The 15,921-nt window shown below is 51.3% G+C and carries 12 protein-coding genes; 5 read left to right on the forward strand and 7 right to left on the reverse strand.

Translation table 11 applies throughout. The annotated features are described in order from the left end of the window. The first annotated feature begins 56 nt into the window (after positions 1 to 56). Together OOF89_RS21345 and OOF89_RS21350 are read left to right on the forward strand one after the other, a co-directional pair. Complete coding sequence (locus OOF89_RS21345; RefSeq protein WP_266082766.1) at positions 57 to 1,451, forward strand: serine hydrolase; 1,395 nt, start codon at positions 57 to 59, stop codon at positions 1,449 to 1,451. A gap of 315 nt (positions 1,452 to 1,766) precedes the next feature. After that, positions 1,767 to 2,519 (forward strand): hypothetical protein, encoded by a 753-nt coding sequence (locus OOF89_RS21350; protein WP_266082768.1) that lies wholly within the window; start codon positions 1,767 to 1,769, stop codon positions 2,517 to 2,519. Positions 2,520 to 2,967: 448 nt separating this feature from the next. Here the strand turns inward: OOF89_RS21350 and OOF89_RS21355 are convergent, their stop codons facing one another. The 7 genes from OOF89_RS21355 to OOF89_RS21385 all read right to left on the reverse strand — a co-directional run bounded on the left by OOF89_RS21355 (position 2,968) and on the right by OOF89_RS21385 (position 10,995). After that, positions 2,968 to 4,092, reverse strand: coding sequence for a PrpF domain-containing protein (locus OOF89_RS21355; protein ID WP_266082770.1), 1,125 nt, complete (start codon positions 4,090 to 4,092; stop codon positions 2,968 to 2,970). 35 nt (positions 4,093 to 4,127) lie between these two features. Then, positions 4,128 to 5,636: a tripartite tricarboxylate transporter permease gene (locus OOF89_RS21360; protein WP_266082773.1), complete on the reverse strand. Its 1,509-nt coding sequence runs from the start codon at positions 5,634 to 5,636 to the stop codon at positions 4,128 to 4,130. Next, on the reverse strand, positions 5,636 to 6,163 hold the full coding sequence (locus tag OOF89_RS21365) for a tripartite tricarboxylate transporter TctB family protein (protein WP_266082774.1): 528 nt from the start codon (positions 6,161 to 6,163) through the stop codon (positions 5,636 to 5,638). The genes OOF89_RS21360 and OOF89_RS21365 overlap by 1 nt, the downstream gene beginning before the upstream one ends. Continuing rightward, the gene (gene tcuA / locus OOF89_RS21370; RefSeq protein WP_266082776.1) at positions 6,160 to 7,587 is read right to left on the reverse strand and encodes an FAD-dependent tricarballylate dehydrogenase TcuA; all 1,428 of its coding nucleotides are present in this window, start codon (positions 7,585 to 7,587) and stop codon (positions 6,160 to 6,162) included. The genes OOF89_RS21365 and tcuA overlap by 4 nt, the downstream gene beginning before the upstream one ends. After that, entirely contained in the window at positions 7,580 to 8,461 is an 882-nt protein-coding gene (locus OOF89_RS21375) for a Bug family tripartite tricarboxylate transporter substrate binding protein (RefSeq protein ID WP_266082778.1), read from the reverse strand. The genes tcuA and OOF89_RS21375 overlap by 8 nt, the downstream gene beginning before the upstream one ends. A gap of 212 nt (positions 8,462 to 8,673) precedes the next feature. After that, positions 8,674 to 9,444: an IclR family transcriptional regulator gene (locus OOF89_RS21380; protein WP_266082780.1), complete on the reverse strand. Its 771-nt coding sequence runs from the start codon at positions 9,442 to 9,444 to the stop codon at positions 8,674 to 8,676. 531 nt (positions 9,445 to 9,975) lie between these two features. Next, positions 9,976 to 10,995 carry an NAD(P)-dependent alcohol dehydrogenase gene (locus tag OOF89_RS21385; protein WP_266082782.1) on the reverse strand — a complete coding sequence of 340 codons (1,020 nt, stop codon included), beginning with the start codon at positions 10,993 to 10,995 and terminating at the stop codon, positions 9,976 to 9,978. Positions 10,996 to 11,451: 456 nt separating this feature from the next. Here OOF89_RS21385 and OOF89_RS21390 point away from each other — a divergent pair, with 456 nt between their 5' ends. The 3 genes from OOF89_RS21390 (at position 11,452) to gdhB (ending at position 15,894) form a co-directional block, all read left to right on the forward strand. After that, entirely contained in the window at positions 11,452 to 14,334 is a 2,883-nt protein-coding gene (locus OOF89_RS21390; protein WP_266082784.1) for a bacterio-opsin activator domain-containing protein, read from the forward strand. A gap of 112 nt (positions 14,335 to 14,446) precedes the next feature. Further along, positions 14,447 to 14,590, forward strand: a complete 144-nt coding sequence (locus OOF89_RS21395) for a rubrerythrin-like domain-containing protein (protein ID WP_266081854.1) — start codon at positions 14,447 to 14,449, stop codon at positions 14,588 to 14,590. Then, positions 14,587 to 15,894, forward strand: coding sequence for a glutamate dehydrogenase GdhB (gene gdhB / locus OOF89_RS21400; RefSeq protein ID WP_266082806.1), 1,308 nt, complete (start codon positions 14,587 to 14,589; stop codon positions 15,892 to 15,894). Before OOF89_RS21395 ends, gdhB begins: the two co-directional genes overlap by 4 nt. The last annotated feature ends 27 nt before the right edge of the window (positions 15,895 to 15,921 follow it).

The following is a 15,921-nucleotide window of genomic DNA, read 5'->3' on the forward strand; positions in this document are numbered from 1 at the left end:
CGACGTCGTTTGCTTCGAGCTAATGATTTACATGACCACTACGTCCATCTCAAACGATGGCAACTACTCCCCTTTCAGCAGAAACCACCCGCGACGTCGAATCATTTGTAAGTCAGTGGGTTCGTGACGAAGGTGTTCCGGGTGTAAGCGTGGCGATTGTCGACAAGACAGATGTCCTCTATACCAACGGGTTTGGGGCACGGAACCTGGAAACAAATGCACCAGCGACGCCAGAGACGCTCTATGGTATCGGTTCTTGCACGAAATCGATTACCACTGTAGCGATCTTGCAGTTGGCTGAAGACGGACAGCTCACACTCGATGATTCCGTCGATACCTATCTACCCCACCTCCGTGAAGTCAACGCCGACCCAATCACGATTCATGAGCTACTCACACATTCGTCGGGAATGCCCAGTGACGGCAGTCTTTCAGCCCTCATCACACGTCTCACAGGCCGCAGTGAGCAGGATCCAAATCAGCCATTAAGCAGTGATGACGATTTTCGACGACATATCGAGGGATCCGTCGATGAACGACTGACCGATCGTGACCGGTTTTTCTACTATAACACGGGCTATTATCTCCTCGGCGAAGTCATCGAATCAGTCACTGAGCAATCGTATGCAGGGTATATTCGTGATCGGATCCTCGAACCATTGGCGATGACTCGGTCGTTGTTTTCCAAAACGGACTTCGAGGCAGTAGAAAATCGAATGACACCATACAACCGGGAGGATGGAACAGCCGTCGAGGGTAAGCTAGCGTTCGATGAACGACTGTATGCCGCGGGCGGAATGATTAGTTCGGTCACGGAGATGGCGAACTATCTCCAGATGTTCCTTCGGGAAGGAACGTTCGACAATCAAGAGATACTCTCATCGGAATCGATCGACTCGATGACCAAGCCATATGCAACACGTGAGGAATATCTTGACGAGCGTGAACAGGGATACGGGTATGGCGTCGCCGTCGAGGCATTTCTTGACGATACACTGGTAAACCACGGTGGGATGATGGGGACGACGACAGCCTGGTTTGGCTATCTAGCCGACACTGGGATCGGTGTCGTAACGATGTGCAATACCGCTCCCGAGAAACGTCCCTCTGATTTAGGCAAGGCGCTTCTCGCCATTACACAGGATGAACCGCCATCAGCAGTGGTACCAACGTATATGCTTGAGCAGAAAGCAGAACCGTTGCTCGGAGAATATGCATCGTATCATGATATTCGAACGGCAACCGTCTCAAAGAACGATGGCGGCCTCAATATTTCGTTCGACGATCCAGGGTGGTCAGCCGATCACTACGTCTATCCCAAGCGGCTACAATCGGACGACTATCAGTACTCATTTATCACTGACACTGGGAAACAGGTGCCGGTAGAGTTCCACGTAGACGATGACGGAGTGAGTATGCTGTTTCAGCGGTGGCAGCTCCACAAACAGTGACGAGGATACGCTACATTAGAAAGAAAGACTGGCATGGGCCGGTCGCAAAACACTCAACGTGCTCTATCTATGTTCTTAATTCAGCTATCCTTGCTCAGTATGGACAGAGGCTCAGATCTCATTATCTGAGTATCAGACGCGCACGGTGGCATAACATACCTCGAATTCTACAGAATGGGTCGAACGCTGGCTGTACTACTTGATACACGATCCATCGCTTATTCAATCAGAAGTCATATCAAGTCTTTACTAGAGGATAGCCCACGAGATGGGAAGCTATGAAGGGCATATGGAACGACGTATGGACGGTATTCGATGTTCGAACTGCCCCCTGAAACAGTCGTTCGTCCATCGTTCTGCGCTTTTCTATTAGTTCTAATTCCGCTATTTATAAGCCGACTCAATCTGTTGGATATGCTCTCCCGAAGCCGCTGGCTCTCATTTGCAGGTGGTGCTTCGGCAGCGTTTGTATTTGTTCACGTATTTCCTGAACTCAGTGAGGGGAGCCGAACTGTAAAGCAAGCAGACCCGTTTTACGTGATTTCTGAACAGCACGTCTATGTTGTTGCTCTTGCTGGGTTTACCCTGTTCTATGGACTCGAACAATATGTTCAAGATTCACCCATACATTTTGGCGACAGCCAGAACGGTCAGGGGAATGCAGGTACCTTCTGGGTACAATTGGGTCCCTTTGCCTTCTATAGTTGTCTTATTGGATATCTACTCTTCCACCGGCACCAGCCGGGTCTGGACAGTCTGGTCTTCTTCGCTATCGCGATGGGGCTTCACTTCATGGAAACCGATTATGGCCTCCGCGAAATCCATAGCGAATTATATGATCATATCGGCCGGTGGATACTGGCAGTAGCAACAGCGATTGGAGCGACGATTGGAGTTTTGGTTAAATTCAATGATGCCGTGGTTGCAATTCTGTTTGCTTTTTTGGCTGGCGGTGTCGTTCTTAACGTGACCAGAGAGGGACTTCCGGGGGAGCGTAAGATTCGGTTTCGGGCTTTCGTGACTGGCGGAACGGTCTATACGGTATTGCTACTTCTGAGTGGGTTGTGATTTGAGACATCCTTCGTGGCGATCGAGCGTACAATCCTATTGTACGTAGAAGTGAGCGGAATACAATATCCCGGAGCAATCACATACAACCCCAATCCAGCGGATCGCAGAGGTTGGATTCATCAGCGACGAAATTGCACTCGATTAGTGGATCGCTGGCGAATGAATCGAGCGCGAACGTACTACCAGGATGGACTAGCCAACAGGAACTAGCAATGGTGCTTCTCAAATTAGCTACCCACACACCGCGATATTATTGACCTCGTCCGAGTTCGCTACGAGTGCGTCTATGAATGAGGGTCTGGCATTTCTAACACGATCGGTGGTTATCAGACTAATGATGTAATGGTCGCATAGCCCAGCTACCGAAAAGTGGTGACCCACCACGGCTGTACGGACAAAAGCGATGGCTATCGTATTAGCAAACGACCATCACAGCGTGTGAAAATTACTTTCTGACCGTATAGAACGCTGTCCCCTCCATAAGACGTCGTTGTGTCCGCGATATAGTTACTGACCGAACTGTTCCGTTTTCAACAGTGGCTGAGACGGACATAGTCCCTTGTGGATGACCGAGTACCACTTCGCTTCCTGCTGGTGTCGCAACTGTATTCGGAATTGTTCCAGGAAGCAACGTTGCTGCTGCCGTACATGCCGCACCAGTCACTGCATAGATTGGGTGGAGATATTGCATGCTCATGATACGGGCGCTAACGTCGATTTGATCGTCGACAACGCGTCCAGATTCTGTTTCATACGATTGAGGTTCAGAAACGAATGCAAGCTTCGGAAAACCAGGGGATTCCTGTGTTGCGTCGTCGGGGTCAGCGACGAGTCCAAGCTCAGCACAAACGTGGGCCCGAATCCGTTCGATTCGTTCGAGAAGCTGCTGATCGTTGTCCACTTGTTCTGGCGCTTCGGTTCCACTCAGATTGAGGTCAGACGCCTGAAGGAAAACGACGGGCGTCGTCACATCTAGTACCGTTGCTTCGATTCGTTCGAATGCGGTTTCGATCGGTACCGTCGGCCCTCCAAGTGGAAAGAGCGATCCTGTTTTCGATCCACCTGGATCGAGAAACGTCGTATCGACACGGGCACCGTTTCCGGGAACACCCTCGATAGAGAACGAACCGGACGATACTGTTTTTGAGTCGTGAACTGGAAACGACTGTTCGAGTGCCGTCTCTGTGTTCGTATTGTAGAGCGAGAGCGATACACGCCCATCATCGTCGGGAACTGCTTCGATGAGCCCTTCGTCGTACGCAAACGGCCCGACTGCTGTCGTCATATTGCCACAGTTGCCTCCGTAATCGATCAGTGGCTCCGTAACACCGACTTGCCCGAAGGTGTAGTCGACGTCCACAGTAGGCCGTGAACTCGGGGAAACGATCATCAGTTTCGATGTCGTGGAAGTAGCACCACCGAGACCATCGACTTGTCGTGGTTCATGGCTCCCGAAGAGCGAGAGTATCGCCTCATCGTGGTTCGTCGTGGGAAGTTCACGACTAGAGACCAAGACTCCCTTACTTGTACCGCCCCGTACCAACGCACAGCGAATTGTCTCTTGAGACATTGTTATTATCGTTCGAAAGAGGATTTATTGTTGAATTACTGATTAGTTGTTTGCCGATGCAATTGATCGAATAAGGGTCGCACATAGGGCCCAGCGATTACGAGCAAAATCATTACGACGAGCGCGATTCTGAGCGGGGTTGCTAAGAAAATTTCAAAGCTTCCTCCACTCAGTTGGAGTGACCGATACAGGTTTTCCTCGGCGATTGGCCCGAGGATGAGCCCTAAGAGGAATGCTACGAGTGAGTAATCATAGGACTCCATCAGATATCCGACAACGCCCATTATCAAGACGACAAAGACGTCGATGTAGTTCGAATGAAGGGAGTAGGTGCCCAAAAGCGACAGACAAACGATAATCGGAATGATCAGATCGGTGTTGATCGTCGTGATGTATCCTGCCCATCGTACCACGAGAAGTCCGAAGACGATAATCACGAAACCGCAGAGGATGAGCGTCGTGAAGATTGAATAGGTAAGTCCAATTTGTTCGTCGAACAGCGCGGGCCCTGGACGCAACCCATGTAACATGAGCGCCCCAATGAGTACCGCGGTTGTCGTACTCCCAGGGATTCCAAACGTCAGAGTTGGTATCAATGCGCCACTCACGGTTGCGTTGTTGGCTGACTCCGTGGCAATGACGCCGTCTTCGGCACCGCTTCCGAACTCGTCCGGATCCTTGCTAGCCCGTTTTGCTTCACCATACGCGATGAACGTCGAAACAGAGCCACCGGAACCAGGAATTGCACCAACCAATAGCCCAATACTGGACGATTTGAGTAGCGTAATTGGATGTGAAATCACTTTTTTGACACCTGATTTCACGCTTCCGCTGACATCGACATCACCCTCCCGAGAGATACTGCCATCTCGAAGACTGAGGCGGAGCATCTCGGAAATGGCAAAAATACCGATGAGTGCGGCGACGAAATTGACGCCATCATAGAGACCGAGCATTCCGAAGGTGTATCGTTCGGTCACCGACATCGGTGCAACACCGACGGTGGCTATCAAGGCGCCGAATCCACCCGCCATCATGTCCTTGAGGAACGATCCATCAGAGACGACGATGATGAGTGACAGCCCGAATATTGCGACCAAGAAGTACTCCGGTGTTCCGAACATCAACACCAAGGTGACCATCACTGGCATCAGCAGAATGATCACAATCGCACCAAAGAGGTCTCCAAGCCCAGATGAGAGCGCCGAGATCGTGAGCGCGTCGATTGCACGCCCTTGTTTTGTCATCGGATAACCCTCAAGCGTCGTTGCAGCCGCCGACGAGTCACCAGGGACGTTGAACAGGATCGACGAGATACTGCCCCCATACATTACCCCGTTATAGATCGCCATGAGGAAGATGATTGCACTCGTACTCTGCATCTGCAGCGTAAATGGCATCGCGATAGCAACGGTCAGTGCGCCACCAACGCCCGGTAGCGCACCACCGAGTATCCCGATGAGAACGCCCAGCAGAATGAGCATGATATTTGGCCAGCTAAAGACCATTCTCGTCGCATCGGCGAGAAGACCAATATCAGCCATCAGAATCCTCCCGTCATGAGGTCTAGATTCATTATGATCATGAATCCGTAAGCGACGCTGGTCATGATTGCTGTAAGGGCGATTACCTTCCAGAGAGGTTGTTTATTGTACAGGAGGTATAGGAAGACGAAGAGTGGCGTCATCCAAAACAATCCTACAACGAATCCACCAAGCACATAGCCTCCGATCAAGAGGCCGAGGACAACCATCGATTCGATAGATATCTCCTCATCGGATTCCGATTCGGAATGGCCTCCACTGAGCACTACTTTTTCACTCCGCTTCAGGCCAATGCCGAGATGAGTCACCACCAGTTTCAGTACGCCTGCAATGAGTATTGTTCCGGCCGTTAGACGTGGAAATAGACGCGCTGAAGCGGAAAAATCCCCAGCAGCGACGAACATGTATCCAGCAGTACCAATGAGCAACCAGAAGAACACTGGTTCGCCATCAATCGCCTGGATTACATCTACGATAGGTGTCACCGGGTTGCGTTCGATTATTTTTGTATTTTCTTCGTTGCTCATGACTGTATGTACTGGCTTGCTGATTCTGCAGCGATCTTTCCGTAGACTGCTGCATTCGTTTGCGCTGTCCCACCGGGGTAGTTGTCATAGAACAATTCACCAGTGCTATTTCCTGCAGCATACAGGCCGAGGATAGATCGATCGGCAGTGTCGATAACGGTCCCGTCAGTATCGATTTTCACACCGCCGAAGCTGAAGGTGATACCTCCAGTTACGGCATACGCATAATATGGTGGCTCATCGATTGGGATTGCCCAGTTCGACTTTTCCGGCGAAAGTCCAGTGGTACTGTTTCCGTCAAGCGTCTTTGGCTCGAACTCGTCAGGGTTACACGAATCGTTAAACTCGCGTATCGTTTCGACACCGGTTCTCGGATCGCTACATCCAGTGGCTTCGAGAAGCTCTTCGAAGGTATCTGCACGAATCGGATTTGATGGGCCGGTTGCTCGTACTAGATCATGGATTTTCGAGTCAAGTACGATGTAAGCGACATGATTCGGCTGTTCGAAGATGAGACGACCAAATTTCGCGTACGTGTGTGCTCGGGCGTCTTCACCTTCATCCACAAACCGCTCACCATGATCATTGAGGATGACACCATATTGATAGCCGTCAACACGATTAGCACCACCTTCTACATCCGGAGATGCTGCATCAATGAGTGCCATATGAGCACCACCCCACTGGCCAACGAGATTTGCACCCGCCGACTCTGCCATCATTAAGGCTTCTCCCGTGTTATACCGGCTGCCCCTGACATTCATTTCATCGTAACCACGACCATAATAGCGGACGCGTTTTTCATCGCTTGAGCCATAGTCACCTGCTGCTAAGATGACCGCATTACTGTTGAATCTAATTTTGCCATCAGGTCCCCGTGCAGTAACCCCAACGACCTCCCCACTTGATGAGCGATGAAGCGCTACTGCTTCCGTTTCAAACCAGAAATCAGCTCCTTCATTTTCAGCAGCCTCGGTGAGTGTCGCGACATATTTTTCACCATCAAACCACGTTCGAGCAGCAGTGTAGCCCACTGCAAGTGGCTCCATTCGCCAATCGACACCTGCGGCAGTTAGCCACTCTACGGTCTCACCAGCATTCTCGACGAGGACAGTCGCCAACTCATCATCTGCCTTTCCATTGGTCTGGTTCATGATATCACGGTAGAAATCCTCTTTCGTGTAATCGTCAACGGCGAATTCATAGCCGTATTGTTCCAGCTTCGTCCCGACGGATGGAACTCGAAAAGATTCACTAAACCGTGTATGGCCACCTTGGTGTTTCTCAGGCGCCTTTTCTAACACTGCAACAGAGTGATCCAGTTCAGCTGCACGAAGTCCGGCAACAAGTCCAGCAGTTCCGCTTCCAACGACAACGACATCGTAATCTTTTGTGGGAGTATTTTGTTTCATCTTGTTATTCATTTGCTACCTTGTTGATGTTCACTTTCTTTGGAATGATTTCAATAGATTCCGTGAGTGCTTTCTTCGCCGCCTTATGATCACCAAATTCGATTACGTTGCCAGTGTTTTCCGACCATTTTTGTACCGAATCACTCTGCAGGGCTGATTTTACAGCGTTTTCAATCGTATCTCGCTTTTTTGTATCAGTCCCTTTCGGAAGGAACATACAGCGGGTCAATTGACCAATATAATCAATGCTCGGCAGCCCCTCGTCCGATGGCGATGGTGCATTCTTGAAGACGTTACTTCCCTCACTCGACAAAATCGAGATCGGTTCCAGATCGCCAGATTCGACAGCACTCATCGCAGCAGTATCCGTCGTTGCTACGACAGGCACTTCACCAGAAATGGCGGCTTTGATGGCTGGACCTCCACCATCATACCCGATATACTTCTCGTAGTTCAGATTATACTCTTGTTGCATCACATTGGCTGCAATATGAACAATCCCACCACGAGCGAGCCCGGAAAACTTGGAAAGGTCACCGGATTTATACCGATTTGCTAAATCCTTCAACCCCTCTATCTCGAGTTCGGGACGTGCAAAAATCGCGTAAGGAGTCCGAGCGTACGTTGCAACTGGAACGAGATTCGTGATATCCCAACTCGGATCGTGAACGAGATACGAAATCGGTGTCGAGGGGGGATTAAAACCACCGAACGTGTAACCGTTTGGTTTTGATTTGAGAATTTCCCCGGATCCCTTTAGGGAGGCTGCCCCAGGGACGTTCTCGATTGCGATGCCAACACCGAGTTCGTTGCCGATTTCGGGGACTACTTTTCGAGCATAGGTATCAGTGCCACCACCTTGACTGAATGGCACAATATAGTTCATGTCTTTACTCGGGAATTCCGAATTCCCAGTACTTCCTGAGCATCCTGCGAGGAAGGTACTGCTTGCTACCGTTCCGGCCAAAAATTTTCGCCGTGAGAGTGGGTACTTGGTACCAGTCATCAACACCCACGGTCAATTGAGAACTAACGTTTAAAGATTTCCCATACTGAGACACATGTTTACATAATAAAAATTCGGATATCGTAAAAGAGCTACTGATACTTTAGATCTAGCTCAATTTCGTTTGCAACACCGAGCACAATATTAGGAATTTCTTCATCAAACCAATCCCCGGTCAGACGATGTGCGGGTCCTGAGAAACTAATCGCTCCGATCGGTTCGTCTTCATGTGGCTGAATTGGCGTACCAACCGCACGAAGTCCCGTTATTGATTCTTGTTCGCTCGTCGCATATCCAGTATCGCGAATTGACCGAAGTTCGGTCAGTAATTCATCTCGATTCGTGATCGTTTGTTGAGTATAGTCAGGCATTCCCCAGCGATCAAGAATTTGATGAACTCGTTCTTTAGGTAGATGTGCAAGAATTGCTTTACCTGCTGAACTTGCATGAAGATGAATTTTCTTTCCGATGTGAGCATCGACATGGACAGCATTTTCACCAATAGATGTATGGATATAATATCCTCGACCATTTTCCTCGACGATAAATTGAACCCGTTCACCTGTTCGCTCAGCTAAATCCTCTAACTTGTTGATTATAAAGTCATATTCACGCTTTCGTTTGCGAGCATGTCCACCTTTATTTAGAAATTCCAAACCAACGTGGTACGCACCATCTTCATAGGTAAGGTATCCACGATTTTCGAGTGTCTTCACATACCCGTGAATCGTACTCTGTGCTAAGCTAAACTCCTGAGCGAGTTCTTGGATGTCTGCACCTTCCCTTCGTTGAATCGTGTCAACAATATCAACAGCAGTTTCAATCGTTTTTAGCGGTCGGCTTGGGGAAGAACTAGAGACCATAGGGAAACGATACCAATACACAGTATTTACAATTTGTGAATCAATGAATGTAGACGAAAAGAAACGTTACGATGGAAAATTGCGAATTTGAGATGGAATATAGATCAAAACTCCGTTTACAATATGTGAGAACGAGAAATTTAAAATGTAATAGAGCTTCCCAAATATTTGGGCATGGTGGAAACTATATTATTAATAATAACCCATATGTGGAGAACTAATCGATTAGTATGAGACGAGTATCGGAAGAGGATTACAAATTTCGAATAGCGCTAACACCTTATATTCAGACGTTTGAATCCAGAATTAACGCCCTATAGATTAATTCATCAAATTTTTACTAATTTTAAATTTTTTATTTTTGAAATAAATTGCGCGCAGATGGTGATCAGAAAGATCGAGAGTGAAGAAAACATAGCCTTGGAACCAAAATTCTCGCATCGACACCCGACTACCTGAGGGGGATCATATTCTGGAGTATGTACTGCGTACAGATCCACTCTTTAGATTCCGGAATCCATATTTGATATCTTACTCACCAACTGAAATGACGACGTTCCCTCGTTTGTGCCCTGTATCGACATATCGGTGAGCGTCGGCGATATCGTCCAACGAATACTGTCTATCGATCACGGAATGGAGTTCTCCCGCCTCGATGAGTTTTCTCAGGAACCGAAGATGAGCGGCCTTTTCGTCCGGTGATTTCAACCCGGTAGCGGTGAAGACCGCCCGTTTGCTGCCGAATAGCTTTGTCCATCCCATCCGGAACAGGATTGCAGATGACGGAACCGTCGTCAGGTACATTCCGTCTCGTGTGAGCGACTCTTTGCACCGCGAATACGAACTCTTGCCTACTGCGTCGAATATGATATCATATTTTTCACCCATCGTCGTGAAATCCGTCTGTGTATAGTCAATGACCGTATCGGCACCGAGCGATTTGACCAACTCATTGTTTCTCGTACTACAGACGCCCGTGACCTCCGCCCCGAAGTGCTTGGCAAGCTGGATCGCAAAGGTTCCGATCGATCCGGATGCCCCGTTGATGAGGATCGATTGACCACGGTGAATATCAGCCGTATCTCGAAGAAACCCCATTGCCGTGAGTGCTCCATCACAGACGGCGGCAGCTTCGCCATCACTCATATTAGACGGCAATGCTGCAAGCGCCCCGTCTTCGGGGAGACAAATGTATTCAGCGTGCGCACCACTGTCGGGAGCAGCTGTTCCAAACACCCGATCGCCTTCAGCAAATCGTGTGACGTCACTACCTACTGCTTCGACCTCCCCAGCTAGTACATCACCCAGGATGGAGTCCGGTTTGCTGAGGCCACTGAAGAACCGCACTAGAAACGGCTTGCCTTGCCGAAAGGCGGAATCCGATGGGCTAACCGTCGTTGCATTGATCCGAATCAGTATCTCGTCGTCTTTGGGTGTCGGTTTTGCGACCTCTGTAACTCGAAGTACATCGGGGGACCCGTATTTAGTGGCCACGACGGCTTTCATTCGAGCATCGGTCTGCGCCGATCGTTCGGTGGTACTCGTGGTCATATTGACCCCCTATACGGGAGCAAACATCCTAAACTAGCAGTACATCACGCCAGGTACAGAGTGTCTTTGAAGCGTATTTAGAATGTAAGCTGCTACTTTCGATGTAGATGAAACTAGTTCTCACCACTCACTTCGTTTCAGCGAATTACAACGTCCACTGGAAACTGTCTGCTGGTAACATAGGTGCTACCTCGAAACGTTAAAAATCCCGTCCAATGCATATCCGTCGATTATCTCCGAAGGAACGATTGCATACTCCTAAGGATGATTTCGAACTTCAAAGCCGATCGATCGTTGCCAATCGCGAGAAATCACATCAGAGGGTATAATAAACGTCTTTGTCTTTGGGAGGTTAGATAGTTAACAAGCGTCGAATATGTATCTCGTTTCTAAACAGCAAAGCTGGGTCCGAACCGGCATCCGACCGTCCTTCCGCAGACACGTGGGTACCGAATAGTGCCATCTTCCACAACCATCCTCGATTCATCGGACGTCTTGCTCGTCGGAACGAGCGAGTGGATCACACGATTCGCTACGTTGCTCAAAACACGAACCGATGCAACTACGCAACGAGTTCAGACCAAATCGAAGGCGCTTGCGGTCTTCCAGTCGCAGACCATCGACTGCCTCATCAGCGAATACACGCTAAAAGAGACGACCGGCATCGAACTCCTCAGAGCGATCCGTAAGGAGACCACCGCACTCCCAGTGATCCTCGGCACGACGTCCGGAAGTGAGGCCATCGCTAGCGAGGCTATCGGGGCCAGGGTCACTGACTACATCGCACGGACGGATTCAACCGAACAGATGGTTGACGAGCTATTCGATCGAACCGAACGGGCAGTCCGATCCGCACAGCGATCGGCCACCTTACGGGAACGCGCCAGACAGTTCGATGCGATCTTCAGCGATTCGCGGACGGCGACGTGGGTGCTCGATACGGATGGCGCCCTCACCCGGGTGAACCAGACGGCACGGGAAATGATAAATGAGGACGTCGAAACCATCGTCGGCGAGCCATTCTGGACACTTCCATGGTGGTCACAGACCGACGCGACAGAAGTGGAAGTCCGACAGATTGTAGAAAACGCACGTGACGGTACATTCGGTAATGTCGTCGTCTCTCAGCCGCCCTATATCGACGACTCGCGCGTGATCGATCTCTCCGTTCGTCCGGTTGAGAACGAACGCGGCAATCTCGTCTCAATCGTCGTTGAAGGCGTCGATATCACGGATCGCGTCGATCTCGAGCGGGACCTCCGTCAATCCGAGGAACTCCACCGAGTAACGCTCAACAACATGACCGATACCGTCCTCATTACGGACGAAGTCGGGGAATACACCTACGTCTGTCCCAACGTTCACTTCATCTTCGGGTACACGGCTGCAGAGATTCGTGAACTAGGCCCCATCGACGAACTCCTCGGCGAGGACCTTTTCGACCGCGACGAACTCGCAAAGAAAGGCGTCCTCAAGAATATCGAAACGACGGCGACGGACAAAGCCGGTCGTGAACACACGCTTTTGGTCAACGTTCGCGAAGTCTCGATTCAGGACGGAACCCTCCTCATTAGCTGTCGAGACATCACAAAGCGCAAGCAACGGGAGGAGGCACTTGCAACACTCCACGAGACTGCCCGGGATTTTCTGTATGCCGAAACCCACCAGGAAATCGCCCAGCACGTTATCGATGACACGCCCGGTGTGCTCAATTTCGATGCGAGTGCCGTCTATCTCTTCGATGCTGATGCCAACGAGCTCAGACCTGCAGCACGTTCCGCGCGGATGAAAGAACTGTATGGACCGCTCCCAACCATACATACCAACAGCGAAACCCTCCCGAGTTACAGTTTCGTCGAGGACGAGTCGCTATTCTTCGACGACGTCCACGACGCTGACCGGCTCGAAAATCGGGCGACAGACCTCCGAAGTGCGGTTTACATTCCACTTGGGAACCACGGTGTGTTCATCGCGGGCTCGAACGAAGTCGGGATCTTTGACGATGTGACCAGAGAATTGGCGGATTTGATCGCGGCGACTGCTGAAGCAGCCCTCGACCGCATCACGCGGGAATCACGGCTCCGGGAGCAAGACCGGACACTCCAGACACAAAACGAACAACTGACTGCCTTGAATCGCATCAACGAGACGATTCGAGAGATCGATCAAGCCCTCGTACAGGCTGAAACACGCGAAGAAATCGACCATACCGTCTGTGAGCTGCTGACCGCCGACGATCGATTCAGGTTCGCCTGGATCGGGACGGTCGATCCAACGACCGACACCGTCGACCCTCGAGCCTGGGCAGGGGTCAATCAGGGGTATCTGGATAGCCAGCGATTCACTGTCGCAGCCTCAGGGACGGACCCCGCCGGACAAACCGCGGCTGCCGGCGACGTGACGATGATATCTAACGTCGCTGCTGGCCTTCGCGACGAAGCATGGCGAAAGGACGCACTCACCCGCGACTATCTCTCGGTGTTGAGTATCCCGCTCGTATACAACGAGCTCAGACACGGCGTATTGACGGTCTATGCACCGACACAAGAGGCGTTCGACGACACCGCAAAGGCCGTCCTAGCCGAGCTCGGCGAAACCATCGCGTCGGCACTCAGTGCGATCGAACGGAAGAACGCACTGCTCACGACGTCGATGACCCGCGTCGAGTTCGCCATCGACGACTCGACGTTCATCCTTTCACGACTTGCGAAGGACACGGCGTGCACTCTCTCGTATCAAGGTGGTGTTCAGCAATCCACCGAGGGAAGTTACGTGTTCGTCACGGTCGAAGATGCGTCTCCGGAGGATGTCGCTAAAGCCGCATCACAGCTGGTCGCAATCGACGACGTACAGCAAATCAGTGCAGATGGTACGGGTGGCGTCCTTCGGTTGCGGCTCACACAGCCGTTTCTCGCCTTAGAATTAGCCGATCACGGTGCTGTCTTCCGAGAGGCGACTGCCGGTTCGACCACCACAACGCTCGTCATCGATATCCCGGATAGTATCGACGTCAGAACGATCACACGACTCGTCCGTGAGTCATTCTCCAGTGTCGAACTCCTCTCCAAGCGGACTCTCGACCAAGCGATCGAACACGACCTCTACTCGAAGTTTCTCGAAAAGCTGACCGAGCGACAGCTCGAGGTGATTCAGACAGCTTACTACAGTGGCTTCTTCGAGTCGCCACGCGAAAGCACGGGAGAGGATATCGCGAGAACACTTGGAATCTCTCCACCTGCCTTCTATACGCATGCACGCACAGTTCAGCGCAAACTGTTTACGACACTCTTCGAAGAGAATAACCTCGCCGTCACGCCCTCTTCAGGGCAGGTTAAATAACAAACCACTCCCTCTGTGGAGAGTTTGGTAATTAACACCCGAATATTCCCTCATACACTTATTACGCTCTTGTAGAGTGCCCCAGAACGCCTGTCGGTGCTCTTGATCTACTATGAGAGATGTCGAAACCAATCCAGACGCGGAACGTCCGTACGAGTGCTTCGAATGTGGGAATATCATCATTGTTGATAGCAACCCAGTCTCGTGCCCAGACTGCAGCGGACCGATGCGAAATCGACAGACACCCCTTGAATAACGATGGCATCGACATCCAATAGCAGCCACGACGAGTCCGGAGAGACGCCGTCAGGGTCATCCACATCCGAATCCGCACTCGAAACGGCCCGTCGACAGCTGTATCATGCTGCTAATTATCTCGATATCGATCCCAGTATCGTCGAACGACTCAAGTTTCCAAAAAAGGTTCACGAAGTAACGGTTCCGATCAAACGAGACGACGGAACTGTTGAGGTGTTCACCGGCTATCGAGCACAACACGACAGTGTCAGAGGGCCATTCAAAGGTGGGCTCCGATACCATCCCGAAGTGACCCGGGACGAGTGTGTCGGACTCGGCATGTGGATGACCTGGAAGTGCGCTGTCATGGATCTCCCGTTCGGTGGTGCCAAGGGTGGTGTTGCCGTTAACCCCAAGGAGCTGAGTTCGGCGGAGAAAGAGCGACTCACCAGACGGTTCGCACAGGAACTTCGGGACGTTATCGGCCCCAACCAGGATATCCCAGCCCCAGACATGGGGACGGATCCCCAAACGATGGCGTGGTTGATGGACGCCTACTCGATGCAGGAAGGCGAAACGACACCGGGTGTCGTCACCGGCAAGCCACCAGTCGTCGGTGGCAGTGAAGGCCGTGAAGAAGCTCCGGGACGGAGTGTGGCGATCATCACGCAACTGGTTTGCGAGCACTACGACCGCCAACTCGATGAAACGACAGTCGCGATTCAGGGTTACGGGAGTGTCGGTGCGAATGCTGCACGACTACTCGACGACTGGGGAGCGACTGTCGTCGCAGTCAGTGACGTGAACGGTGCGATGTACGACCCAGAGGGAATCGATACGGCTTCGGTTCCCTCTCACGACGAAGAGCCAGAGGCCGTCACCAAATACGCGGACGACGTCATTTCGAACGACGAGTTGCTCACCCTCGACGTCGACGTACTCATTCCAGCCGCGCTTGGAAACGTGATCACGAAGGAGAACGCGGAAGCGATCGCCGCGGATTTCGTCGTCGAGGGTGCGAACGGTCCGACGACGTCCACGGCCGATTCGATTCTCGCCGAGCGCGACGTCGCAGTTGTGCCCGATATTCTCGCCAATGCTGGCGGAGTCACGGTGAGCTACTTCGAGTGGCTTCAGGACATCAATCGCCGAGCATGGTCGCTTGAACGGGTGAACGACGAACTCGCAGCGGAAATGGAAGCTGCCTGGAATGCGGTTCGATCGGAGTTCGAACAGCGTGATGTCACGTGGCGCGATGCAGCCTATATTGTCGCCCTCTCACGAATCGCCGAAGCTCACGAAGCACGGGGGTTGTGGCCTTAGCAATTCGAGCCACTAGAAATGGGATTC

The sequence above is a fragment of the Haladaptatus caseinilyticus genome (genome assembly GCF_026248685.1).
GTDB classification, from domain to species: domain Archaea; phylum Halobacteriota; class Halobacteria; order Halobacteriales; family Haladaptataceae; genus Haladaptatus; species Haladaptatus caseinilyticus.

Bases quoted from the DNA above. Each gene is read 5' to 3' on its own strand.
- OOF89_RS21345 (WP_266082766.1), top strand. From the start codon at position 57: ATGGCAACTACTCCCCTTTCAGCAGAAACCACCCGCGACGTCGAATCA.
- OOF89_RS21350 (WP_266082768.1), top strand. From the start codon at position 1,767: ATGTTCGAACTGCCCCCTGAAACAGTCGTTCGTCCATCGTTCTGCGCT.
- OOF89_RS21355 (WP_266082770.1), bottom strand. From the start codon at position 4,092: ATGTCTCAAGAGACAATTCGCTGTGCGTTGGTACGGGGCGGTACAAGT.
- OOF89_RS21360 (WP_266082773.1), bottom strand. From the start codon at position 5,636: ATGGCTGATATTGGTCTTCTCGCCGATGCGACGAGAATGGTCTTTAGC.
- OOF89_RS21365 (WP_266082774.1), bottom strand. From the start codon at position 6,163: ATGAGCAACGAAGAAAATACAAAAATAATCGAACGCAACCCGGTGACA.
- tcuA (WP_266082776.1), bottom strand. From the start codon at position 7,587: ATGAATAACAAGATGAAACAAAATACTCCCACAAAAGATTACGATGTC.
- OOF89_RS21375 (WP_266082778.1), bottom strand. From the start codon at position 8,461: ATGAACTATATTGTGCCATTCAGTCAAGGTGGTGGCACTGATACCTAT.
- OOF89_RS21380 (WP_266082780.1), bottom strand. From the start codon at position 9,444: ATGGTCTCTAGTTCTTCCCCAAGCCGACCGCTAAAAACGATTGAAACT.
- OOF89_RS21385 (WP_266082782.1), bottom strand. From the start codon at position 10,995: ATGACCACGAGTACCACCGAACGATCGGCGCAGACCGATGCTCGAATG.
- OOF89_RS21395 (WP_266081854.1), top strand. From the start codon at position 14,447: ATGAGAGATGTCGAAACCAATCCAGACGCGGAACGTCCGTACGAGTGC.